General features: G+C 71.3%; 17 protein-coding genes and 2 pseudogenes. 4 read left to right on the forward strand and 15 right to left on the reverse strand.

Going from position 1 to position 22,649, the window contains the following annotated elements:
- Positions 1 to 103: 103 nt before the first annotated feature.
- The 5 genes from WQ53_RS07205 to WQ53_RS07225 all read right to left on the reverse strand — a co-directional run bounded on the left by WQ53_RS07205 (position 104) and on the right by WQ53_RS07225 (position 4,922).
- Complete coding sequence (locus WQ53_RS07205) at positions 104 to 1,237, reverse strand: PQQ-dependent sugar dehydrogenase (RefSeq protein ID WP_052631515.1); 1,134 nt, start codon at positions 1,235 to 1,237, stop codon at positions 104 to 106.
- Between the two features lie 173 nt (positions 1,238 to 1,410).
- Positions 1,411 to 2,844, reverse strand: coding sequence for a cryptochrome/photolyase family protein (locus WQ53_RS07210; RefSeq protein ID WP_052631516.1), 1,434 nt, complete (start codon positions 2,842 to 2,844; stop codon positions 1,411 to 1,413).
- A gap of 11 nt (positions 2,845 to 2,855) precedes the next feature.
- Positions 2,856 to 3,461, reverse strand: coding sequence for a lysophospholipid acyltransferase family protein (locus WQ53_RS07215; protein ID WP_052631517.1), 606 nt, complete (start codon positions 3,459 to 3,461; stop codon positions 2,856 to 2,858).
- A gap of 2 nt (positions 3,462 to 3,463) precedes the next feature.
- Positions 3,464 to 3,895: an alternative ribosome rescue aminoacyl-tRNA hydrolase ArfB gene (gene arfB, locus WQ53_RS07220; RefSeq protein WP_052631518.1), complete on the reverse strand. Its 432-nt coding sequence runs from the start codon at positions 3,893 to 3,895 to the stop codon at positions 3,464 to 3,466.
- A 325-nt stretch (positions 3,896 to 4,220) separates the two neighbouring features.
- Entirely contained in the window at positions 4,221 to 4,922 is a 702-nt protein-coding gene (locus tag WQ53_RS07225) for a pseudouridine synthase (protein ID WP_052631519.1), read from the reverse strand.
- A 90-nt stretch (positions 4,923 to 5,012) separates the two neighbouring features.
- Here WQ53_RS07225 and WQ53_RS07230 point away from each other — a divergent pair, with 90 nt between their 5' ends.
- Positions 5,013 to 7,778 (forward strand): M16 family metallopeptidase, encoded by a 2,766-nt coding sequence (locus tag WQ53_RS07230; RefSeq protein WP_052631520.1) that lies wholly within the window; start codon positions 5,013 to 5,015, stop codon positions 7,776 to 7,778.
- Positions 7,779 to 8,206: 428 nt separating this feature from the next.
- Here the strand turns inward: WQ53_RS07230 and ubiB are convergent, their stop codons facing one another.
- The 5 genes from ubiB to oleC form a co-directional block, all read right to left on the reverse strand.
- Positions 8,207 to 9,865 (reverse strand): ubiquinone biosynthesis regulatory protein kinase UbiB, encoded by a 1,659-nt coding sequence (gene ubiB, locus WQ53_RS07235; protein ID WP_052631521.1) that lies wholly within the window; start codon positions 9,863 to 9,865, stop codon positions 8,207 to 8,209.
- Positions 9,862 to 10,485, reverse strand: coding sequence for a ubiquinone biosynthesis accessory factor UbiJ (locus WQ53_RS07240; protein WP_052631522.1), 624 nt, complete (start codon positions 10,483 to 10,485; stop codon positions 9,862 to 9,864). Before WQ53_RS07240 ends, ubiB begins: the two co-directional genes overlap by 4 nt.
- 229 nt (positions 10,486 to 10,714) lie before the next feature.
- Positions 10,715 to 10,873: a DUF1328 domain-containing protein gene (locus WQ53_RS16270; RefSeq protein ID WP_024868921.1), complete on the reverse strand. Its 159-nt coding sequence runs from the start codon at positions 10,871 to 10,873 to the stop codon at positions 10,715 to 10,717.
- A gap of 66 nt (positions 10,874 to 10,939) precedes the next feature.
- Positions 10,940 to 11,947 carry a 2-alkyl-3-oxoalkanoate reductase gene (gene oleD / locus WQ53_RS07245; RefSeq protein WP_052631523.1) on the reverse strand — a complete coding sequence of 336 codons (1,008 nt, stop codon included), beginning with the start codon at positions 11,945 to 11,947 and terminating at the stop codon, positions 10,940 to 10,942.
- Positions 11,944 to 13,611 (reverse strand): olefin beta-lactone synthetase, encoded by a 1,668-nt coding sequence (oleC, locus tag WQ53_RS07250; protein WP_052633965.1) that lies wholly within the window; start codon positions 13,609 to 13,611, stop codon positions 11,944 to 11,946. The genes oleD and oleC overlap by 4 nt, the downstream gene beginning before the upstream one ends.
- A 102-nt stretch (positions 13,612 to 13,713) precedes the next feature.
- Between oleC and WQ53_RS07255 the strand changes: the two genes are divergently transcribed.
- The gene (locus tag WQ53_RS07255) at positions 13,714 to 14,094 is read left to right on the forward strand and encodes a YkgJ family cysteine cluster protein (RefSeq protein WP_052631524.1); all 381 of its coding nucleotides are present in this window, start codon (positions 13,714 to 13,716) and stop codon (positions 14,092 to 14,094) included.
- A 689-nt stretch (positions 14,095 to 14,783) separates the two neighbouring features.
- On the opposite strand, the gene WQ53_RS07260 is transcribed toward WQ53_RS07255, so the two are convergent.
- Entirely contained in the window at positions 14,784 to 15,632 is an 849-nt protein-coding gene (locus WQ53_RS07260; RefSeq protein WP_144409402.1) for an alpha/beta fold hydrolase, read from the reverse strand.
- Positions 15,633 to 15,906: 274 nt separating this feature from the next.
- On the opposite strand from WQ53_RS07260, the pseudogene WQ53_RS17380 reads away from it, so the two are divergent.
- Together WQ53_RS17380 and WQ53_RS17385 are read left to right on the forward strand one after the other, a co-directional pair.
- Positions 15,907 to 16,365: pseudogene (locus WQ53_RS17380) on the forward strand (UPF0149 family protein); the annotation flags it as partial.
- Between the two features lie 171 nt (positions 16,366 to 16,536).
- Positions 16,537 to 16,647: pseudogene (locus WQ53_RS17385) on the forward strand (SEC-C metal-binding domain-containing protein); the annotation flags it as partial.
- Positions 16,648 to 16,788: 141 nt separating this feature from the next.
- On the opposite strand, the gene WQ53_RS07270 reads toward WQ53_RS17385, so the two are convergent.
- From WQ53_RS07270 to WQ53_RS07285, 4 genes are all read right to left on the reverse strand, one after another.
- Positions 16,789 to 17,958 (reverse strand): Fic family protein, encoded by a 1,170-nt coding sequence (locus tag WQ53_RS07270; protein WP_173427205.1) that lies wholly within the window; start codon positions 17,956 to 17,958, stop codon positions 16,789 to 16,791.
- Positions 17,959 to 18,076: 118 nt separating this feature from the next.
- A complete protein-coding gene (locus tag WQ53_RS07275; RefSeq protein ID WP_052631526.1) occupies positions 18,077 to 19,093 on the reverse strand; it encodes a 3-oxoacyl-ACP synthase III in 1,017 nt (338 codons plus the stop codon).
- Between the two features lie 91 nt (positions 19,094 to 19,184).
- A complete protein-coding gene (locus WQ53_RS07280; protein WP_052631527.1) occupies positions 19,185 to 19,505 on the reverse strand; it encodes a DUF4156 domain-containing protein in 321 nt (106 codons plus the stop codon).
- Positions 19,506 to 19,718: 213 nt separating this feature from the next.
- Positions 19,719 to 22,580, reverse strand: a complete 2,862-nt coding sequence (locus WQ53_RS07285; RefSeq protein ID WP_052631528.1) for a M16 family metallopeptidase — start codon at positions 22,578 to 22,580, stop codon at positions 19,719 to 19,721.
- Positions 22,581 to 22,649 lie beyond the last annotated feature (69 nt).

Below are 22,649 nucleotides of genomic sequence, written 5' to 3' on the forward strand. Positions count from 1 at the left end.
CGTGCAGGTTCGTGGTCGATCGGGCCGTGGCGGAGTCCGTCCGCTCCCCTGCGCGCCGGCGATGCCGCCAGGCTCGCCGGCCACGCATGGGCGGCGCGCCGCCTCAGCTCCGCGGCTCGAGCTGGAACAGCCGCCCCTGCGCGCCGCGCCCGCCATCCTCCAGCAGCCAGATCGTGCCGTCGGGCCCTTGCTCGACCTCGCGGATGCGCGTGCCCATGTCGAAGCGCTCGGCTTCGCGCGCGGTGTCGCCATCGAGTGCCACCCGCACCAGGCTCTGCGAGGACAGGCCGCCGATCAGGCCACTGCCGTTCCAGCCCGGGTAGCGGTCGCCGCTGTAGATCACGAAGCCGGCCGGCGAGATCACCGGCGTCCAGGTGATCAGCGGCGCGCGGTACTGCGGCTGGGTGTCGTGGTCGGGAATGGGCTTGCCGTCGTAGTGGTCGCCGTTGGAGACGATCGGGTAGCCGTAGTTGGCGCCCTTTTCGATCAGGTTGAGCTCGTCGCCGCCCTTGGGCCCCATCTCGTGCACCCACAGCCGGCCGTCGCGGTCGAAGGCCAGGCCGAGCGGATTGCGGTGGCCCAGCGACCACACCTGCGACGACACCTCGCCCTGGCCCTGGAACGGGTTGTCCCCGGGCACGCTGCCGTCGTCGCGCAGGCGGATTAGCTTGCCGAGGTTGGAGTCCATGTCCTGGGCCGGATCGAACTTCTGCCGCTCGCCGGAAGTGATCCACAACAGTCCGTCGCGGTCGAAGGCCAGGCGATGGCCGTAGTGGCCGCGCCCGGCGACCTTCGGCACCTGCCGCCAGATGGCCTGCGGCTTGCGCAGTTCGCCGCCGTCGCCGTCCAGCTCCAGCGTGGCGCGCACCACCACCGCGCCGGCGGTATCGCCGTCGCCCGCCTCGGCGTAGCTCAGGTAGACCCAGCCGTTCTGCGCGAACTGCGGGTGCAGCAGCACGTCGCCCAGGCCACCCTGCCCGGCATGGACCACGTCGGGCACGCCACCCACGCGCGCGCGCTTGCCCGTGGCCGGGTCGAACACCAGCAGGCGACCGGCCTTCTCGGTGACCAGCAGGCGGCCATCGGGCAGGAAGGTCATCGCCCAGGGCTCGTCGAAGCGGGCGACCTCGCGCTCGGCGAAGGGCTTGGCCGCCGGTGCGGGCGCCGACTGGGCCAGCGCGGCGGCACAGGCGACGGCGAGCGTGGAGGCGAGCACGACGGCGGACAGGGAACGCATGGCGGCATCTCCGGCGGGAACGGTGCAGTCGATGCTAACCGGCGGCCGTTGCCTCGCCGTGATGCGGGTCGTGCGGTGGAGGAAGCCAGGCTGTCGGCCCCAGGCATCGGATCACGGGAGCCGCTTGCGAACGCAATGAAGCCGGCGGCATCGGGTCGCCCATGAATGGGCTCCTACAGGGCGGGCGACCGCAGTGCGGCGAATGCGTCCAGCGCGCCCTGGCGGCCGGCGGCCAGGTCCACCTGTGGCCGCCGCGGGTACGCCGGCGCGAGGCGCCGCAGCAGGTCCGGATGCTCCCAGGGGGCGAAGCGCGCCGGCACCGGCAGCGGCGCCAGTTCCGGCACCCAGCGCGCGATGTAGGCGCCGTCGGGATCGAACTTCGCGGCCTGGGCGACCGGGTTGAAGATGCGGAAGTACGGCGCCGCGTCCGCGCCGGTGCCGGCGGTCCACTGCCAGCCCTGGGTGTTGTTGGCCAGGTCGGCGTCCACCAGCGTGTCCCAGAACCAGCGCGCGCCGTGCTCCCAGTGCAGGCGCAGGTGCTTGGTAAGCCAGCTGGCCACGATCATGCGCACGCGGTTGTGCATCCAGCCGGTGTGCCACAGTTCGCGCATGCCGGCATCCACGATCGGCACGCCGGTGCGGCCCTCGCGCCACGCCTGCAGCTTCGCCGGCGAGGGGTTGGCCCAGGCGAACGCCTCGAAGCGCGGATCGAGGTTGCGCCCGGGCACGTGCGGGTAGTGGTGCAGCACGTGGTGGGCGAACTCGCGCCAGCCCAGCTCGGCGAGGAAGCGGTCGCGATCGGCCGCGGCCACCGCCTCGCCCGCGGCCAGCACCGCCGCAGCCACGCGCTGCACCGACACCTCGCCGAAGTGCAGGTGCGGCGACAGGCGCGAGGTGCCCGGTTCGCCGGCCATGTCGCGCGCCGCCGCGTAGTCGCCGAGCGCGTGCTCGACGAAGTGCGCCAGCGCCCGTCGCGCGCCGGCCTCGCCCGGGACGAAGCGGTCCCAGAAGCCGGCGTCCCACGCCGGCCGCGGTGCCGGTAGCACGTCGTCCAGCGGCACGCCGTGCGGCACCCCCGCCTCGTCCGGCGACGGCAGCCGCGCCGGCGCATCCCAGGTCCGCGGCGCGCGCCAGGCGGCCCGCGCCGAACGCCAGAACGGAGTGAACACGCGGTACGGATCGCCCTGCCTGGTCGCCAGTTCCCACGGCTCGAACAGCAGCGCGCCGTTGAAGCTCTCCGCATGCAGGCCGGCCTGGCGCAGTGCGCGCTTGATCTTCGCGTCGCGCTGCTCGATCGCCGGTTCGTAGCGCCGCGTCCACAGCACCGCCTCGGCGCCGGTGAGCGCGGCCAGCGCCTGCAGCGTGCCCAGGGTCGGGCCGTGCAGCAGCAGCAGGCGCGAGCCGCGGCGCTCCAGCTCGGCCGCCAGCGCCGCGAGCGAGCGGCGACGCCAGGCATCGGACGCCGCCCCCGGCGCCCAGTCGCCCTCATCGTCCGGCGCATGGATGTACACCGGCACCGGCAGCCAGCCGCGCTCGAGCGCGGCGCGCAGCGCCGGCTGGTCGTCCAGGCGCAGGTCGTCGCGGAGCCAGACCAGGGCGACGGCCATCGCGCGCCTCCCTATACCGTGCCGCGGTTCTTGCCCATCCAGGGCCGGTACCACTCGCGCACCGCGGCCATGTCGGCCTGCAGGTCGCCGCTGGGGTGGAACAGCGGACCGACGCCGATGGTCCTGTCCGGGTAGTGGAAGTAGGCCATCAGCACCGGCACGCCGGCGCCGTGTGCGATCTTGAGGAAGCCGCTCTTCCACTGCCGCACCGGTTTGCGCGTGCCCTCGGGGGTGAGCGCGTACCACATCCTCGGCGAGGTGCGGACCAGCTCGATCGCCTGCTCGACCACGCCCTGCGGGTTGCCGCGGTCCACCGCGATCACGCCCAGCCGGCGCAGCACGATCGACAGCGGCCACCAGAACAGCGAGTCCTTGCCCAGCACGCGCACGTCGAAGCCCAGCGCCAGCTTGGCCGCCATGCCCCACACCCCGTCCCAGTTGGACGAATGCGGCGCGGCGATCAGCACCAGCCTGGGGATGTCCGGCAGCTCACCGGTCACCCGCCAGCCACCCAGGCGCAGCACGGTGCGGCCGAGCCAGCGCGAGAAGCGGCGGCGCGCGGGTACCTGCGGCATGTTCGGCGGGATCGCGGGCAGCAGCGGTGCGTCCGCGGCCATGCTCAGTCCCAGCTCCGCGTGCTGCGGCCGCGCTTGATCTGGCTGCGCTCGCGCTTGCCTTCCAGGCGGCGCTGCTTCGAGGCTCGGGTCGGCTTGGTCTCGATCCGGCGCTTGGGCACCGACAGGCCGGCGGCGATGAACGCGGCCAGGCGCTCGCGCGCGTCCTGGCGGTTGCGGTCCTGGGTGCGGAAGCGCTGCGCGTCGATCACCAGCACGCCTTCGTCGGTGAGGCGGCGGTCGCGCCGGGCCAGCAGGCGCGCGCGCAGCGCGTCCGGCAGCGAGGGCGAGTTGGCGACGTCGAAGCGCAGCTCCACCGCGCTGGAGACCTTGTTGACGTTCTGCCCGCCGGCGCCGCTGGCGCGCACGAAGCGCTCGGCGATCTCCGACTCCGGGATCGCCAGGCCGGGGCTGATGGTGAGTGGATCGGCGGGCATGGACGGATTGTATGTAGGAGCCGGCTCGCCGGCGACATGGACGTCGTCCCGATGATGCGACACAGGTGGGCCCCGGCCGGTGAACATGCCACCACGCGCGGCACGACCCGCCCTGTAGGAGCCGGGCTTGCCCGCGACGCGACGCCGTCGGCACAGGCGACGGCCTCGTGGTTCCGACGCCCGTGTCGCCGACTGAAGTCAGCTCCTACAGGGAGCGGCCGCGCCGGTGCTGTTGTAGGAGCCGGGTTCAGCCGGCGACCCGACGCCGTCGGCGTAGGCGACGCCCTCATGACCCGGACGCCGGTGTCGCCAGCAAGCTGGGCTCCTACAGGACCGGAGGCAACTGCCAGCCGAACAGGCCCAGCGCCTTCGCGTACTCGTCATCCAGCGGCGCCTGCACCCGCAGCAGGCGGCCGTCCTGCGGATGCGGGAAACCCAGCACCCAGGCATGCAGCAGCATCCGGTGCACGCCGCGCATGCGGAACTCGCGGTTGTGGCGGCCGTCGCCATGGCTGGTGTCGCCGACCAGGTGGTGCGAGGCGTGCTTGAGGTGGCGGCGGATCTGGCGGAAGCGGCCGGTCAATGGCTCGCACTCCAGCAGCGCGTAACGCGACGTCGGGAAGCCGGCCGACGGCACCGGCAGTTCACCGGTGGCCAGGCGCCGGAAACGGGTCACCGCCGGCTTCTTCTGCGGCTTGCCCGGCCCGCCGTCGAGCGGATGGTCGATGGTGAAGGCGTCCTCCGGCCAGCCGCGGCACACGGCCAGGTAGCGCTTGTCCAGCTGCTGCGCCATCACTGCCTTGCCCAGCGCCGAGGCGCTGTCGCGGTCGAACGCCACCAGCAGGCAGCCGCTGGTGGCGCGGTCGAGGCGGTGCACCAGGTGGATCGGCCGGCCGAACTGCCCGCGCAGGCGGTCGGCGGCGAAGTCGGTCTCGTCGGCCGCCAGCGCGCTGTCGTGCACCATCAACCCCGCCGGCTTGTCGACCACCGCCAGCCACGCATCCTCGTACAGTACCGGCAACCGCATCGCTCCTCCCTTCCGCTGCAGCCCACCGCCGCATCTGCGAAACTCGCGCGACCGGCACGAGCGCCGGCCTCGACCCATTGGAGACCACGGATGATCCCCAGCCACAAGGCAATTCTCGCATTCGCCCTGGCATTCTCACTCGCCCTGCCCGGCATTTCCGTCGCGCAGGCACCCGCGCTGCCGAAGGGCGTGGCCGCCGGTCCGAGCATCGAGGGCATCAGCGAGTTCACCCTGGCCAACGGCCTGCGCGTGCTGCTGTTCCCCGATCCGACCAAGCCCACCGTCACCGTCAACCTGACCTACGGCGTGGGCTCGGTGCACGAGAACTATGGCCAGACCGGCATGGCCCACCTGCTCGAGCACCTGCTGTTCAAGGGCACGCCGACCCACGACGACATCAGCGGCGAGATGAAGCGCCGCGGCATCGCCTTCAACGCCACCACTTCGCTGGACCGCACCAACTATTTCGCCTCGTTCCCCGCCGGCGCGGAGAACCTGGACTGGGTGCTGCGCATGGAGGCCGACCGCATGCTCAACTCGCGGGTCGCCAAGGCCGACCTGGACAGCGAGATGGCCGTGGTCCGCAACGAGCTGGAGGCCGGCGAGAACAATCCGGCCGGCGTGCTGATGCAGCGCCTGCGCTCGACCGCCTACCTCTGGCACAACTACGGCCACACCACGATCGGCGCGCGCTCGGACGTGGAAGGCATCGACATCGGCCAGCTGCAGGACTTCTACCGGACCTGGTACCGGCCGGACAACGCGACCCTGGTGATCGCCGGCCGCATCGACCCGGCCGAAGTGCTGGGCAAGGTGCAGGCCGCGTTCGGTCCGCTGAAGAACCCGAAGGCGCCGCTGCCGCGCTTCCCGACCGTGGAGCCGGCGCAGGACGGCGAGCGCGAGGTCACCGTGCGCCGCACCGGCGACATCAACCTGGTCGCGGCCGCCTACCACATCCCGGCGCGCACCCACGCCGACAGCGCGGCGCTGGCGGTGCTGGCCAACGTGCTCGGCTACACCCCGGGCGGGCGCCTGCACCGGGCCCTGGTCGAACCGCGGATCGCGGCCGGCGCCGGCGCCAGTGCCGAGGCGCGCGCCGACGCCGGGCTGTTCACCGCGGTGGCGGTGCAGCCGCGCGACGGCGACGCGGCGAAGATGGAACAAGTCCTACTGGCGCAGCTGGAACAGGTGGCCAAGGAACCGGTCACCGCCGAGGAAGTGGCGCAGGCGCAGCAGCGCATCGCCAACTCCTACGACCTGTACTTCACCGACGTCAACGCGGTGGGCATGGGCCTGTCGGAGTTCGTCGCCGCCGGCGACTGGCGGCTGCTGTTCACCAGCCGCGACGCGATCGCCCAGGTCACCGCCGAGGACGTCAACCGCGTCGCCGCGCAGTACCTGCGCTCGAGCAACCGCACCCTGGGCCGCTTCGTGCCGACCGACGCGCCCGACCGGGTCGAGGTACCGGCCGCGCCGGCGGCGGCACAGGTCGTGGCCGGCTACACCGGCCGCGCCGCGGTGGAGGCCGGCGAGCACTTCGAGCCGACGCCGGCGAACATCGAAGCGCGCACCGAGCGCTTCACCCTCGGCGACGGGCTGAAAGTGGCGCTGCTGCCCAAGCGCACCCGCGGCGGCACCGTGTCGGTGACCGGCAGCTTCCGCTTCGGCGACGCGGCCTCGCTTGCCGGCCGCGACACCGCCGCGGGCCTGACCGGCGCGATGCTGATGCGCGGCTCGAAACAGCTGAGCCGGGTGCAGATCGACCAGAAGCTGGAGGCGCTGCAGACCAAGGGCGGCGTCGGCGGCGGCCTGCAGGGCGCCTCGCTGTCCCTGCTCAGCCGCCGCGAGCACCTGCCCGAAGCGCTGGCGTTGATGGCTTCGCTGCTGCGCGAGCCGGCGTTCCCGCAGGACGAGTTCGAGCAGCTCAGGCTGCAGGCGGTCACCGGCCTGGAAGCCTCGCGCAGGGAGCCCGGTTCGATTGCCGGACAGGCACTGTCGCTGCACTTCGACCCGTGGCCGGCCGGCCATCCGCTGCACGTGCGTACCCTGGACGAGTCGCTGGCCGCGCTGCGCGCGCTCGGGCACGAGGACCTGGTCGCGTTCCATCGCGACTTCTACGGCACCGCGCAGGGCGAGATCGCCATCGTCGGCGACTTCGATCCTGCGGCGGTGAGGAAGCAGCTGGAGGAACTGTTCGCCGACTGGAAGACCGCGCGCGCCTATGCGCCGATCGCCACGCGCCACGCCGCGGTGGCGGTGGCGGAGCAGCGCCTGCCCGCGCCGGACAAGCCGAACGCGGTGTTCCTGGCCCGCCACAACGTGGCCCTGCGCGTCACCGACGAGGACTACCCGGCGCTGGTGGTGGCCAACCGGGTGTTCGGCGGCGGCGCGCTGAAGTCGCGGCTGGGCGACCGCATCCGCCAGCGGGAGGGCCTGAGCTATGGCGTATCCAGCGCGATCCGCGCCGACGACAGCCTCGACGGCCAGGACGACGCCGGCAGCTTCTCGATCCAGGCCATCGCCGCGCCGCAGAACATCGACAAGGTCGAGGCGGCGGTGCGCGAGGAACTGGCGAAGCTGGCCGCCGACGGCATCACCGCCGAGGAATTGCGCGACGCGGTATCCGGCCTGCTGACCGAACGCGAGCAGGCCCGCGCCAACGACGCGCAGGTGGCCAGCATGCTGCAGGACCAGCTGTTCTTCGGCCGCACCATGCAGTTCACCGCCGACCTGGACGAGAAGTACCGCACGCTGACGCTGGAGCAGGTCAACGCCGCGATCCGCAGGCACCTGGATCCGGCCAAGTTGAGCGTGTTCGCCGCCGGTGATTTCGCGGCAGCGGCGACCGGGCAGTAAGGGGTCGCCGCATCACGCCAGCGGGTGGCACGGGCCGGTCGCCTGGGCCGCCTGCGACTGCCGCCCTGCAGCAGTCTGTCGCCGGCAAGCCCGGCTCCTGCAACGAGGCGGCGGCTTTCTCTAGGAGCCCAGCTTGCTGGCGACACGGGCGTCGGAAACACGAGGGAGTCGCCTGGGCCGACGGCGTCGGGTCGCCGGCTGAACCCGGCTCCTACAACAGCCGCGGCGCGGCCGCTCTCCTGTAGGAGCCGACTTCAGTCGGCGACACGGGCGTCGGGATCACGACGCCGTCACCTGTGCCGACGGCGTCGCATCGCAGGCAAGCCCGGCTCCTGCAACGGCGAGGTGTGGGATGCGTGTCCAAGCCAGTCGCGCGCGTTCGCCGGAAATCGCGCGACGATCATCCGGAGACGGCGAGAAAGCCGCGCTCAGCGCCGCGGCAGCGCCGCCAGGATCGCCCACAGGCCGCCGATCCCGGCGATCCACGCCGACAGCGGCACCCCCAGCAGGCGCGGGCCGCCGGCTTCCAGCGCGTACAGCACCGCGGCCACCAGCAGCAGGCCGCTGCCGAGGATCGCCGCGACCGAGCGGCGCTGCAGGGTCTGCAGCGTGCGCGCCAGCTCGGCCAGTTCCTGCGAACGGATGCCCATCTCGTGGCAACCCTCGACCTGCTGCTCCAGCCAGGCGTGCAGCAGCCGCGGCATCTCCGGCGCGCGGGTCACCAGTTCCGGCGCGCGCTTGCTGAACTCGCGCAGCAGCCGGCGCGGGCTGTAGCGCTCGCGCAGGATCCGTTCGAGCACCGGCTGCGCCACCGCCCAGATGTCCAGTTTCGGGTCGAGCTGGCGGCCGACACCCTCGATGTTGAGCAGGGTCTTCTGCAGCAGGATCAGCTGCGGCTGCAGGGTCAGCTGGTAGCGCTGGGCGGTGCGGAACAGCTTGGCCAGCACTTCGGCCAGCGAGATCTCGCTCAGCGGCCGGGTGAAGTAGGGTTCGCACACCGCGCGCGCGGCGGCCTCCAGCTCGTCGATCCGCACCGTCGCCGGCATCCAGCCGGCCTCCACGTGCAGTTCGGCGATGCGGCGGTAGTCCTTGCGGAAGATCGCCATGAAGTTCTCGGCCAGGTAGTACTGGTCCTGCGCCGAGAGCTGGCCGACGATGCCGAAGTCGAGCACCACGAAGCGCGGGTCCTCGCGGCGGGCCGGGTCGTCGTCGACCCAGATGTTGCCGGCGTGCGCGTCGGCGTGGAAGAAGTTGTCGCGGAACACCTGGGTGTAGAACACGCGCACGCCCTTGGCCGCCAGCCTGCTACGGTCGATCCCGGCCGCATCCAGTGCTGCGATGTCGTCCGACGGGATGCCGCTGACCCGCTCCATGGTCAGCGCGCGCTCGGCGGTGTGGGTCCAGATCACTTCCGGCACGTACAGGTCCGGCGAGTCGGCCCACAGCCGGCGCATGACGCTGGCGTTGGCGCCCTCGCGCTGCAGGTCCAGCTCGGCGGCCAGGGTCGCCTGGATCTCGTCGACCACCAGCTGCGGGCGGATCTTGTCGGCGTTGGGATGGGTGCGGTCGACCAGCGCGGCCAGCGAGCGCAGCAGGGCGATGTCCGAGGCGATCTGCTTCTCGACCGCCGGCCGCAGCACCTTGACCACCACCTCGCGGCCACCGTGCAGGCGCGCGGCGTGCACCTGCGCGACCGAGGCCGAGGCCAGCGGCACGGTGTCGAACGCGGCGAAGGCCTCGCCCACCGGGCGGCCGAGCGCCTGTTCGACGATCGCGCGCGCGGCGTCGCCGTCGAACGGCGCCACCTGGTCCTGCAGCAGCGTCAGCTCTTCGGCGATGTCCAGCGGTACCAGGTCGCGGCGGGTGGACAGGATCTGCCCGAACTTGACGAAGATCGGCCCCAGTTCCTGCAGCGCCAGGCGCAGGCGCGCGCCGCGCGGCAGCGACGCCACCTGCGCAGGCGCGCGCGGCACGAACGGCTTGCCCAGGCGCAGCCAGCGTTCGGCCGGGGTGTCGTCGAGCAGTTCGTCCAGGCGATAGCGCAGGACCACCCGGCCGATGCGCCATGCACGCAGCGCGGCCCTCACGGGGCAGCCTCGGTTTGCCGCAGGCGGGCGATGCGCGCGGCGACGCGTTCGACGTCGTCGCGCAGGGTGTCGACGTCGTCGTGGAATGCGCCCAGTTCGGCGCGGGCGACCACGTCGCGGCTTTCCTCGGTGACGTATTCGGCGCCCGACCGGGCCAGGCCCACGGCTGCCGCGCGCGCGTCGCGCAGCGCCGCGGCGGCGGCGTTGGCGATCTGCACCCCGATCACCTCGCCGAAGGCGTTTACGAAGGGCTGCTGCCAGTCCGGGTCGAACCCGGCGGCCAGCCGCTGCAGGCGCTGCGCCAGTTCCGCGTCGCCGGACACGTGCAGGCGGCCCTTGCCGCGCGCGCCGGCGAGGAACGGCAGCTGCCCGAGCAGGCCACCGACGCTGCCGCGCACGGCCAGGTCCGCCTCGTGCAGCGGCGGGCCCACCTGCAGGTAGCCGCCGTGCACGCCGATCTCCAGCGCCAGCGGCGGCGACTCGAGCGTCAGCGACACGCGGCGGCCGTCCAGCGATGCCAGCGCGGTGCGCGTATCGGGGTCCAGCGCCACGGCATGGTTGAGCGCCGCTTCCAGGGCGCGTCCGGCCAGCGGCTTGAGGGCTGCGAAGGGAGTCGGCATGGCCGGCATTCTACCGACGCCACACGTCCGATGCCGGCCAGTGGCGCCTCATGTAAGAGCCCACTTCAGTGGGCGACACGGGCGTCGGAACCATGGAGGAGTCGCCTGTGCCAGCGTGGCGTGTCGCCGGCTGAACCCGGCTCCTACACAAAAAAGGCGACGTCCGGCACGGGGCCGGACGTCGCCCGTCGCTGGCCGGATGCCCCCGGCCAGGCTTACCGCGGCGACGCTATACCTTGCGGCCGCGCAGCAGCGAGATCGCACCCAGGACCAGGAACACGACGAACAGGATCCAGGCGATGTTGGTGGCGGCACCGGCGATGCCGCTGAAACCCAGCAGCGCGGCGATGACGGCGATGACGAAGAAGACGACGGCGTAGTGCAGCATGGGGCATCCCTCGGTGAACGCCACTCCGGGCGGTTGCCGGGGATGTTGCGCGCGGTCAGGTGGTGATCAGGTGAGGGCGTCGGTAGCCCGCAGGGAAGCCTTCAGCCTCGTGATCCCCTCGTCAAAGGACACCCGTGGCACGTAGCCGAAGTCGCGCCGCGCCGGCTCCATGCTGTACCAGTGGGTGGTGCTGAGCTGCTCGGCCAGGAAACGCGTCATCGGTGGCTCGCCGCGCAGGCGCAGCAGCGGCCACAGCGCCTCGCACACCGCGCCGATGCGGTAGGCGGCCTTGAACGAGAGCTGCTTGTGCACCGGCGGCGCGCCGGCGGCGGCCAGCAACGCGTTGAGCACCTCGCGCATCGGCTTCGGCTCGCCGTTGGAAATGAAGTAGGCCTTGCCGGCGCAGGCCGCGCCCGGCGCCAGGTGCTCGAAGGCGTCGAAGTGCGCCTGCGCGGCGTTGTCGATGTAGGTGGTGTCGACCAGGTTGTCGCCGCTGCCGACGATGCGCAGGCGGCCGGCGCGCGAGCGCTCGACCAGGCGCGGCAGGATCTGCGCGTCGCCCGGGCCCCAGATCAGGCGCGGGCGCAGCGCGACCACCGCCAGCGACGCGTCGCTGGCGGCCAGCACGTCCTGCTCGGCGATCGCCTTGGTCGCCGCGTAGGGCGCCTGGAAGTCCTCGCCGTAGGGCACGTCGTCGGCGCCCAGGCCTTCGACCGGATGCGTGGCGCGGTGGGTCACGCTCGGCGTGGAGGTGTAGACCAGGCGGCCGATGCCGTGCGCGCGGCAGGCGGCCAGCACGTTGCGGGTGCCGGCCACGTTGGCCTGGAAGTAGCTGTCGTAGCTGCCCCAGGCGCCGGCCTTGGCCGCGTTGTGGAATACCGCCTCGGCACCGGCGGCCGCGTGCATCACCGCGTGCGCGTCGGCCAGGTCACCGCGGACCTGGCCCACCCCCAGCGCCGCCAGTTCCGGCGAGTGCCGCCGCTGGAAGCTCACCACTTCGTGCCCGCGCTCGCGCAGGCCGCGGCACAGGGCCTGGCCAAGGAAACCGCCGCCACCGGTGACCAGGATCTTCATGCGTTGCCTCCGAGGCGCGAGCTTGCCCACTCGGCCAGCTTCTCGCGGCCGATCTTGGCGTTGTGGCGGATGTCGACCGGGAAGCCCGGATGCCGCAGGAACGCGTCGATGCGCGCGGTGTGCGGATGGCGCGTGCCGATGGCGCGCAATTCGGTCTCGATCCGCGGGAACTCGCCGGCAGGCACGTCCTGCTCCAGTTCCACGCACAGCACTGGCCGCTGCGTGCCGCGCGCACCGACGCCGACCAGCGCGGTGCGCCGCACCTGCGGATGCACGTTGAACACCGGCTCGACCTGCTCGGTGTGCAGCGGGCCGTCGGCCGTTTCCACGCGCTGGGTCTTGCGCCCGCAGAACCACAGCCGGCCCTCGCGGTCGAAGTAGCCGACGTCACCCATGCGGTGCACGACGCGTTCGCCGCCATCGTCCGGCACCTCGCGGATCTTGGCCGCGCGGGTGGCCGCCTCGCGATTGAAATAGCTGTCGGTGGCGGTCGGCCCGGCCACGGTGATCTCGCCGACCTCGCCCGGCGCCAGCTCGCGCACCCCGGACCAGTCGGCGATCGGCGCGTCGTCGACGGCGATGATCCGCACCTGGTTCGGCGGCACCGGCCGGCCGACGCAGGTGCCGGCGCCGGCCTCGGTCGCCGCACGCGTGGCCTGCAGTTCGCGGCCCTCGATCACCGCCACCGGCAGGCACTCGGTGGCGCCGTAGGGGGTCCAGAACTGCGCCTCGTCGGCGAGCAGGGTGCGGATCTTCTCCACCACTTCCGGCGGCACCGGCGCGCCGGCCGAGGTCACCCGGCGCAGGGTCGGCAGCGGCCGCCCGTGGTCGGCCAGCACCCGCATCAGCGCCGGCGAGCCGAACAGCTGGGTCGCTCCGAAGCGGGCGATGGCGTCGTGCAGGCGCACCGGATCGGCCCTGGCCGGCCGGGTCGGATCCATGTCCGGGATCACCGAGGTCAGGCCCAGCGCCGGATCGAACAACGCGAACGGCGGGAAGGTCGGCAGGTCCACCCCACCCGGCTCGATTCCGAAGGCCTGGCGCATCAGCTCGATCTGGGCGACGAAATGGCGGTGGCGGTAGACCACGCCCTTGGGCACGCCGGTCGAGCCGCTGGTGAAGACGATCGCCGCGACCTCGTCCGGGGCGGTGTCGGCCAGCTGCGGCCCGGCGCCGGCGCCGGCGCGCTCGACCTGCGCCAGCGTGGTTCCGCCCCAGGCCCAGCGGCGGCCGACGGTGACCAGCGTCCGCGCCGACTTCGCCCAGCCCAGCACCCGCCGCGCCACGTGTGCCAGCGGGATGCCGACGAAGGCCTCGGCCTGGGCCTCGGCCAGGCACTGTTTCAGCGCGCGCCGGTCGATGCCCGGGTCGACCAGCACCGGCACCGCGCCGGCCTTGAACAGGGCGAACATCAGCAGGAAGAACTCCGGCGAGGGCCGCACCATAACTACGGTGCGCACGCCGCGGCCGATGCCGTGCCGGGCCAGGCCGGCGGCGATCGCGTCGCTGCGCGCGTCCAGCGCGCGATAGTCCAGGACCACGTCGTAGGCGGCCAGGCCGCCGCCGGCGCCGCGCCGGCCGGGGCAGCGGATCGCGGGCTGGTCGGGACGCTCGGCGGCCAGTCGCGGCAGCGCCGCGGCGATGTTGCAGGGGCTGGAAGTCATCGGCCGATTATCGCCGATGGGCGCGGCGACGCCGGCGCCGCGGTTCGGGCAGAATGCCGCGCCCACCCATTCGCGCCGCGCATTGCCCGGCACCCGGACCCGATGCCCCATCCCTGCCTGAGCTGCGGCGCCTGCTGCGCCCATTTCCGCGTGAGCTTCCACTGGAGCGAAACCGATCCCGCGCTGGGGGGACCGGTGCCGGTCGCGCTGACCGAACCGCTGCGCACCCATGAGCGCGCCATGCGCGGCACGTCGCAGGCGCGACCGCGTTGCATCGCGTTGGATGCGCAGATCGGCCGTTATTCGCGCTGCACCATCCATCCACAGCGGCCGAGCGCGTGCCGCGACGTGGAAGCGGCCTGGGAATCCGGCCGGCCCAGCCCGCAGTGCGACCGGGCGCGCGTGGCGCACGGTTTGCCGCCGCTGACCATGGACGCATGGGCGGGCATCGGCCAGGTGCAGGGCGATCCGTTGCCGGCATAGGCGCCGGTCTTGCGGACGGCGGCCGAGTCACGCCGGCGACGCCTCCGTGTTGCCGACGCCCGGGTCGCCGTCATGCCCGCTCCTGCAAAAGCGGCCGTACCGCTGTTGTTGTAGGAGCCGGGTTCAGCCGGCGACGCGACGCCGTCGGCCCAGGCGACGCCCTCGTGATTCCGACGCCCGTGTCGCCGACTGAAGTCAGCTCCTACAGAAGAACGGCGGCACTGCAGCTGTTACGGGGAGCCGGGCTTGCCGGCGATCGGCCACGCAGGCACAGCAAGAGCAGACGCGCCATTGCTGTTGTAGGAGCCGGGTTCAGCCGGCGACACGACGACGTCTGCACAGGCGACGCCCTCGTGATCCCGACGCCCGTGTCGCCGACTGAAGTCAGCTCCTACAGAAGAGCGGCGGCACGGCGGCGGTTGCGGGAGCCGGCGATCGGCCACGCAGGCACAGCAAGGGCAGCCGCGCCGCTACCGTTGTAGGAGCCGGGTTCAGCCGGCGACGCGACGACGTCTGCACAGGCGACGCCCTCGTGATTCCGACGCCCGTATCGCCGACTGAAGTCAGCTCCTACAGAAAAGCGGCGGCACTGCGGCTGTTGCGGGAGCCGGGCTTGCCGGTGATCGGCCACGCAGACACAGGCGACGCCCTCGCCCTTCCAACGCTCCTGTCGCGGGCAAGCCCGGCTCCTACAGGGGATGGCGGTCTAGGAAGGCGCGGATCGCGGGCACGAGCACCTCGTGCTTGTCTTCCAGCACGTAGTGCCCAGCGTCCTCGAACGCGTGCACTTCGGCCTGCGGCAGGTCGGCGCGGAAGCGCTCCAGGAAGTGCTGGTCGAACACGAAGTCCTTCAGGCCCCAGCCGATGAAGGCCGGCCGGTCGGCGAACGAAGGCAGCGCCTTTCCGGCCGCCTCCAGCAGCGGCCACGCCTTGTCCTTCGGCGAGAGCGGGATGTCCTGCATGAAGCGGATGGTGGCGATCCGGTTCTTCCAGGAGTCGTACGGCGCCACGTAGGCGCGGCGCACCCCGGCCGGCATCTTCCGCTCCACGCCCTGATACGAGGCGCCGGCGGAGAAGGCGTTGAACGCGCGGATCACCACCTCGCCGACGAAATAGTCGCGGCCCAGCGCGATCTGCCAGGGCATGGCCTTGGCTGGCGGCATCGGGAACGCGGCGGTGTTGAGGATCACCAGGCGCTTGACCTGCGCGGCGTGCGCCAGCGCCCAGCCGAAGCCGATCATCCCGCCCCAGTCGTGCACGGCCAGGGTCACCGGCGTGGCGTCATCGACGCCGGCGTGGCGCAGCAGCGCCTCCAGGTCGTCCACCCGCGACTGCAGGGTGTAGTCGTAGCGCGGCGAGGAGGCCAGGTAGTCGTCCGGCTTGTCCGACAGGCCCATGCCGACGTGGTCGGGGACGATGCAGCGGTACCTGTCGCTGAGCCCCGCCACCAGCGTGCGCCAGTAGTAGCTCCACGACGGGTTGCCGTGCAGCATGACCACGACCTCGCCGTCGCGCGGGCCCTCGTCCAGGTAGTGCATCCGGATGCCGGGACGCACTTCCAGGTGGTGGCGGGTGAACTCGTAATCTGGGTAGGCCACGATGGCAGCGGGCACAAGCGTCGAATCGGGCATTGTACCCATGGGCTCCCTGCCTGTTCGCACTGCAACCAGTCGGCCCGGGCCCCGCGACTGCGTGCCGCCCGCTGGCGGATGGCACGGACCGCCACGGACGTGGCCTGCTCCCCGTCCGTCGCGGTGCCAGGCCCGGCCTGCACGGACTACCATGCGCGCGATCCCGCCAACGTCCTTTGCCATGTCCCGCCACGCCACGCCCCCGCCCCACCTCGACGACCACCAGATCGAGCGCCTCTCCGAACTGCTCGAGCAGCGCGCGGTACCTTTCAAGGGCCTCAATCTGGAGGCGCTGGACGGATTCCTGTCGGCCCTGGTGGTGGCTCCGTCGCTGGTGCCGCCCAGCGAATGGCAGCCTGTGGTCTGGGGCGGCAAGCCGCCGCGCTGGGACAGCGAGGAGGACGGCCTCCAGGTCCAGCAGTTGCTGATGGGCCACTGGAACATGTGCGCCGCGCGCGCGCGCCACGACGGCGACACCCTGCCCGACCACCTCGCGCCATTGCTGTGGCTGCCCGAAGACCCGGAGCTGACCGGCGGGAATGCCCTGCAGGAAGACGAACTCGACGTCGGCCAGGACTGGGCACTGGGCTTCTTCACCGCGGTGATGCTGCGTGAGCAGGAGTGGGACCAGTGGCTGGACGAGAACGCGTGGATCGAGGAGATCTTCGACCAGCTCGACCGCCTGGCCAGCGGCGAGGCGATCGATCCCGACGACCCGGGCGTACCGGCTACGCCCATTGGTTACCGCGAACGCCTGGCGGTCGTCATCGACCTGCCCTCGATGCTGGCCGATCTCAACCACCACCGCGTGCACGCGCTGACTCCGCGCACCCCGATCCGCCGCGACGCCGGACCGGGCCGCAACGATCCCTGCCCCTGCGGCAGCGGGAAGAAGTACAAGAAGTGCTGCGGGGTGGATTGAACTCCCCGGCTGCGGGTGGGGAAAAGGGGCGGGGAGAAGGGGCCAGAGGGAGTTGCCGTTTAAAGCGGTAATTCCCTCTGGCCCCTTTTTTGCTGGATCTCATTGAGGCTCAGTGGCATGCGGACATACTCCTGTCATCCTTCACAGCGGCTGCGCTCCCTCGCTGAGGATGTCGAGATACTTCTGGTAGGCGAACACCCGGTGCCGTTGCTGGCCGGTGAGTTCGTTGACGATTTCCAGTTCTTCCAGCGCGCGCACTGCGGCGCGAATGGTCGGGGCGCTGAGCGCCAGCTGCGGAGCGACCTGCGGCACGGTCAGCACTACCCGGCGGGCGAATTGCTCGAACACCAGTCCGACGTTGCCGGCGCGCTTGCCCAGGGCGGCGATGCGGGCGCGGTCGCTGGCCAGCAGGGCAAGCAGGCGCTGGGCGGTGTCCACCGCCTGCTGCGCGGTCTCGGCCACGCCGTCGAGGAAGAAGCCCAGCCAGCCCTCCCAGTCGCCGTTCACGCGCACGGCGTTGAGGCGGTCGTAGTAGTCGGCGCGCCGGCGCTTGAAGTACAGGCTCAGGTACAGGCTCGGCTCGCGCAGCACGCCTTCGTTGCACAGGATCAGGGCGATCAGCAGCCGCCCGAGCCGGCCATTGCCATCGCTGAAGGGGTGGATGGTCTCGAACTGGACATGCGCCAGGGCCGCCTTGACCAGCGGCGGCGTCTGCCCGGGCGGCGTATGTAGGAAGCGTTCAAGCGCGGCCAGCGCGTCCGGCAGGGCCTCCGGCGGCGGCGGCACGAAATGGGCGAGCGCCGGCGAGAGACCGCCGACCCAGACCTGGCCCTTGCGGAACTCGCCCGGCTGCTTGGTCGCACCGCGCCCCCCCTTCAGCAGCAGGGCATGCATCTCGCGGATCAGGCGCAGGGACAGCGGGAAATCGTCCTCACGCAGCCGGCGCAGACCGTGGTTGAGGGCGGCGACGTAGTTGGAGACCTCCTCGACGTCGTCAATGGGCACGCCCGGCGCAGCATCAGCCTCGAACAGCAGCAGGTCCGACAGCGAGGACTGGGTGCCCTCGATCTGCGACGACAGCAACGCTTCCTTGCGGACGTACTGGTAGAGAAACAGGGCCGGGTCCGGCAGCATCAACGTGATGCCGTCCAGCCGGCCCAGCGCCTGGTCGGCGCGTTCCTTGCGGGCGACCAGCTCGCCAGCACCGAAGTCCAGCGGCGGGTCCGGCGGCAATGGATCTGGGACGAAGGCTTGGTAGCGGCTACCGGCAAGCGAACCGGGGACGTAATGCCCTGTGGCTTCACGCGGCATCAGCTTTTCCTTGCAGCCCGGAATCCGGAAACAAGGAAAATTTGATACATGAATTTTACCTAGTCAACCCCTGCTGACCGGCCAAGGAAATTTCCTGCCCGTTCTGCCGGCAAGCGGTTTACCACTCCACCTCGGCCATCGAGCAGTTCAGGCCCGAACCGATCCCCAGCAGGGCGATCCGGTCGCCCTTCTTCAGGCGCCCCAGCTCCTTGAGCTTGCTCAGCACGATCGGCACCGAAGCCGGGCCGATGTTGCCGTGTTCGCCGAAGATGGTCATGACCTTCTTCGGGTCGATGCCGATGGACTTGACGAAGGCGGCCGTGTGCGGACGGCTGACCTGGTGGATCACGAACTGGTCCAGCTCGTCCACCGCCCAGCCCAGTGCCAGCTTGGCGGCGGCGAAGGTCTTGGTCGCCAGCTTGATGCCCTCGATCAGCAGCATCCGGGTGTCGGTGACCATGCGGTCCAGGTTGCCGCGGCACAGCTTGTTGAACTCGGTGGCCGAGCGGGTCACCCCGCCCTTGTAGCGCGGCGCGTCCGGGACCAGCTCGCGCCGGGCCAGGACCATGGCCGCGGCGCCGCAGCCCAGGGTCAGGGCGGCCATTTCGTCGCGGAACTGCTGCTCGGTCACGTCCGGGGCCATCATCCGCTCCAGGGTCTTCTCGTAGACCAGGTTGGCGGTCTCGCCGTCGACGACCAGGGCGTAGTCGATCTCGCCGCGCTCGAGCATGCGCGCGGCGATGTCCATGCCGTTGATGAAGGCCAGGCAGGCGTTGGCGACGTCGAAGGTCATGCACTCGTCGCCGACGCCCAGGTTGCCCGAGACGATGGAGGCGGTGGACGGCTCCAGGTAGTCGCGGCTGACCGAGGTGTTGACCAGCAGGCCGATCCTGTCCACGTCGATGCCGGCGTCTTCCAGCGCCTTGCGCGCGGCCACGGTGGCGACGTCGGAGGCCTGCACGTTCTCGTCCCACATGCGGCGGGCGTGGATGCCGGCGATGTCGCCGAGCACGTCGACCCGGATGCCGAGGCGATCCAGGGTCGGCTTCAGCCGCTCGTTGATTTCCTGCGAGGTGAGGGTGTGCGGCGCATCGACATGCGCCAGTCCCGCGATGGAGACATTCTTGAAAAGCATGGCAATCCGCGCCGATCGGGCGAAAGGGGCGTCGATTCTACCGGTTGGCCGCCTTCACCGCATCTTTACGATCTGCGCCGGCCGGCGACGTTCAGGAACCACAACGCCAGGCAGCGAAACGCTGGCTGCCACCGGACGGCTCGCCGAGCGGCTGCAGGGTGTCGGCCGGCAAGGCCACGGCCTCGTTGCGGGCCAGGGTTTCCAGCTCGTCGCGAACCTTGACCTGGTTGCGCTCGTAGAAGGCAACGCTGTGCTTGACCGCGACCTCGATCTCGCCCTGCTTCACGCAGCCGGCCGGCGCGGCGCCGGCGGGCACGACCCGGACCTGCTTGGCCTCGGGCTTGATCGGCACCCAGGTGCAGGCGGCCAGCGATGGGACCAGGAGCAGCAGGACGGACAGGCGGCGGGACATGAGGCGGTTCCAGAAAGGGTCCGGTGGCATCAGGGTGCCGGCCGGAGGATGAATGTGGTCGAAGCGGAGCTCATTGTAGGAGCCGGGTTCAGCCGGCGACCCGACGCCCTCGGCACAGGCGACTCCCTCATGGTTCCGACGCCCGTGTCGCCGGCTGAAGCCAGCTCCTGCACAAGAAAGCACGCGCCGGCCGGAGCCGGCGCGTGCGCGGAGTCATTTCTTCGCGGCCACCGGCTTGCCGTCGGCGTCAACCACGTGGACCTCGCCCAGGTCCAGCGCGCGCACCGGCGCCTCGACCTGCTTGAGGTCGCCGACCACCACCCAGACCAGCTTGTCCGGATCGAGGGTGGCCGCCGCCTGCTGCACCTGCTCCACGGTCAGCGCCTCGATCTCGGCCTTGCGCTTGAACACGTAGTCGTCCGGGCGGTCGTAACGGACGATGCCGCCGATCGTGCCCATCACCGCGCGGCTGGTCTCGTAGGCGCCGGGGAGGCTGCGGATCTCGGTGGCCTGGATCTTGGCCACCTCCGCCGCGGTGACCGGTGCCTTGCCGCCGGCGTACTCGCGGATCTCGCGGTCCAGTTCCTTGAGCGACTCGGCGGTCTTGTCGATCTGCACCGGGGCGAAGGTGATCCACGGCCGCTGGCCGATCGCGCCCGGGCTGGTGCTGTACGCACCATAGGCCCAGTGCTTGTCCTCGCGCAGGTTCATGTTCAGGCGCGAGGTGAATTCGCCGCCGAGCACCGAGTTGGCGAAGTCGAACCGGATCGCACCCGGGTCCTTGGTCGAGGGCACGACCTGGCCGGCCAGGATCGTGGCCTGCACCGCGCCGGGCTGGTCGACCAGGTATACGGTCGGCCGGGCCGGGCGCTGCACGGCCGCCGGCGTGGCCGTGGCCACTGCCGGCGTGGCGGCCTTCCAGTCGCCGAAGTGTTTCTCCAGCAGCGGCACCACCTCGTCCAGGGTGGTGTCGCCGACCACGATCAGGGTGGCGTTGTCAGGACGCACCCACTGCCGGTGGAAGGCGACCAGGTCATCGCGCGTCAGCGCGCCGATCGAGGCCTCGGTGCCGCTGCCGCTGAACGGGATCGCATAGGGATGGCCCTGGCCGTACAGCAGCGGTGGCAGCACGCGCAGCGCGGCGCCGTTCGGGCGCGCCTTCTCCTGGGCGATGCCGGCGATCCAGGTCGCGCGCACGCGATCGATCTCCTGCTGGTCGAAGCGCGGGTTGCGCAACATGTCGGCATACAGGCCCAGCGACTCGTCCAGGTTCTCCTTCAGCGCCGATAGGTAGGCGTTGCCGGCATCCAGCGAGGCGCCGGCGCCGAGCGTGGCGCCCAGCGACTCGGCACGGTTGGCGAAGCCCAGCGCGTCGAGGTCGCCGGCGCCCTCGTCGAGCATGCCCATGGTGAAGCTGGAGGTGCCCAGCTTGCGGCCCTGGTCGGAGGCGAAGCCGCCCTTGAACTCGTAGCTGAACTGCACCACCGGCACCGCGTCGCGGCGGGCCAGGATCACCTGGGTGCCGTTGCTGAGGGTGGTGCGCTCCAGCGCCGGGAACTTCAGGTCGGGGAAACTCTCGGGCATCGGCACGCCGGTGCTGCGGTCCACCGAGGTCCTGACCGTCTTGTATTTCGCATCGGGCTTGGGCAGGGCGAACGGCGCCGGCGTCGGCGACGGTTCCTCCTCCAGCACGGTGCGCTCGCCCGGCAGCACCACCAGGGTGTGCGAACCGTCGCCCAGCCAGCGGCTGCCGGTGTCCTTCAGCGCGGCGGCGCTGGTGGTGCGGACCACGTCCAGGCCCTTGCGGAAGCAGCCCGGATCCTTCGTGTACACCGCGCACTCGGCCAGCGCGTCGGCCTTGCCGCCGAAGCCGCCGATGCGCTCGATGCCGCGCACGAAGGCGGCCTCGATCACGGTCTGCGCCTGCTGCAGTTCGGCGTCGGTCGGGCCGTCGGCCAGCAGCCGGCGCAGTTCCTCGTCGATGATCGCCTCGACCTTGGCCGGGTCCACGTCCTGCTTGACGTCGGCGGTGATGTAGAAGGTGGACGCCAGCTCGAACGGCTGCACGAAGGCGCTGACCTTGTCGACCAGCTTCTCCTCGTGCACCAGGCGGCGGTCCAGGCGCGAGCTCTTGCTGCCGCCCAGCACCTGCGACAGCACCTGCAGCCGGTCGACGTCGGCGTCGCTGTAGCCGGCCACGCTCCAGGCGCGGTAGATGCGCGCCTGCGGCACCTTGTCGGTCATGGTGGCGCGGGTGGTCCCGCGCTGCACCGGGCCGGCATCGACCCGCTTCAGGCTCGGGCCGGCGGGGATGTCGCCGAAGTAGCGGGTGACCTTCTCCCTGGCCGTGGCCACGTCGATGTCGCCGGCCAGCACCAGCACCGCGTTGTTCGGGCCGTACCAGGCGCGGAACCACTGCTTCACGTCCTCCAGCGAGGCCGCGTTGAGGTCGTTCATCGAACCGATCGTGCTGTGGTGGTACGGGTGGCCCTTCGGGTACAGCGCGCGGTACAGCGCGTCGTCGGCCTGGCCGTAGGGCTGGTTCTCGCCCTGGCGCTTCTCGTTCTGGACCACGCCGCGCTGCTCATCCAGCACCTTCTGGTCGATCGCGCCGAGCAGGTGGCCCATGCGGTCGGACTCCATCCACAGCGCCAGGTCCAGCGCGGTGGTGGGCACGTTCTGGAAGTAGTTGGTGCGGTCCAGCCAGGTGGTGCCGTTCTGGTCGGTGGCGCCGGCCAGCTCGAACGGTTCGAAGAACTCGCCGCGGTAGTTCTCCGAGCCGTTGAACATCAGGTGTTCGAACAGGTGGGCGAAACCGCTGCGGCCGGCCGGCTCGTCCTTGCTGCCGACGTGGTACCAGAGGTTCACCGCCACCACCGGGGCCTTGCGGTCGGTGTGCACGATCACCCGCAGGCCGTTGGGCAGGGTGAACTGCTCGTACGGCACCAACTGCTCGCCCGCGGCCGGAGCGGCCTTGGCGGCCAGCGCCGGCGGCGGCGCCAGCGCGGCGACGCCCAGCGAGGCGGTGATGGCCAGGACCAGGGCGGCCATACGCGGCCGGCGGACTACCATCATGGTGACGCTCCTTGGGGATTGGACACTCGATCCTACCCAGCGCCCCCGGCCTTTACACTAGGCCACAAG

Source organism: Pseudoxanthomonas suwonensis (genome assembly GCF_000972865.1).
In the GTDB taxonomy this organism is placed as follows: Bacteria; Pseudomonadota; Gammaproteobacteria; order Xanthomonadales; family Xanthomonadaceae; genus Pseudoxanthomonas; species Pseudoxanthomonas suwonensis_B.

Excerpts from the sequence above, each read along its gene's own strand:
- WQ53_RS07255 (WP_052631524.1), top strand. The coding sequence starts at position 13,714 with ATGCCCCATCCCTGCCTGAGCTGCGGCGCCTGCTGCGCCCATTTCCGC.
- WQ53_RS07285 (WP_052631528.1), bottom strand. The coding sequence starts at position 22,580 with ATGATGGTAGTCCGCCGGCCGCGTATGGCCGCCCTGGTCCTGGCCATC.
- oleD (WP_052631523.1), bottom strand. The coding sequence starts at position 11,947 with ATGAAGATCCTGGTCACCGGTGGCGGCGGTTTCCTTGGCCAGGCCCTG.
- WQ53_RS07205 (WP_052631515.1), bottom strand. The coding sequence starts at position 1,237 with ATGCGTTCCCTGTCCGCCGTCGTGCTCGCCTCCACGCTCGCCGTCGCC.
- WQ53_RS07210 (WP_052631516.1), bottom strand. The coding sequence starts at position 2,844 with ATGGCCGTCGCCCTGGTCTGGCTCCGCGACGACCTGCGCCTGGACGAC.
- WQ53_RS07260 (WP_144409402.1), bottom strand. The coding sequence starts at position 15,632 with ATGCACTACCTGGACGAGGGCCCGCGCGACGGCGAGGTCGTGGTCATG.
- WQ53_RS07225 (WP_052631519.1), bottom strand. The coding sequence starts at position 4,922 with ATGCGGTTGCCGGTACTGTACGAGGATGCGTGGCTGGCGGTGGTCGAC.
- oleC (WP_052633965.1), bottom strand. The coding sequence starts at position 13,611 with ATGACTTCCAGCCCCTGCAACATCGCCGCGGCGCTGCCGCGACTGGCC.
- WQ53_RS07215 (WP_052631517.1), bottom strand. The coding sequence starts at position 3,461 with ATGGCCGCGGACGCACCGCTGCTGCCCGCGATCCCGCCGAACATGCCG.
- WQ53_RS07275 (WP_052631526.1), bottom strand. The coding sequence starts at position 19,093 with ATGCTTTTCAAGAATGTCTCCATCGCGGGACTGGCGCATGTCGATGCG.
- WQ53_RS16270 (WP_024868921.1), bottom strand. The coding sequence starts at position 10,873 with ATGCTGCACTACGCCGTCGTCTTCTTCGTCATCGCCGTCATCGCCGCG.
- WQ53_RS07280 (WP_052631527.1), bottom strand. The coding sequence starts at position 19,505 with ATGTCCCGCCGCCTGTCCGTCCTGCTGCTCCTGGTCCCATCGCTGGCC.
- WQ53_RS07230 (WP_052631520.1), top strand. The coding sequence starts at position 5,013 with ATGATCCCCAGCCACAAGGCAATTCTCGCATTCGCCCTGGCATTCTCA.
- WQ53_RS07240 (WP_052631522.1), bottom strand. The coding sequence starts at position 10,485 with ATGCCGACTCCCTTCGCAGCCCTCAAGCCGCTGGCCGGACGCGCCCTG.
- WQ53_RS07270 (WP_173427205.1), bottom strand. The coding sequence starts at position 17,958 with ATGCCGCGTGAAGCCACAGGGCATTACGTCCCCGGTTCGCTTGCCGGT.
- arfB (WP_052631518.1), bottom strand. The coding sequence starts at position 3,895 with ATGCCCGCCGATCCACTCACCATCAGCCCCGGCCTGGCGATCCCGGAG.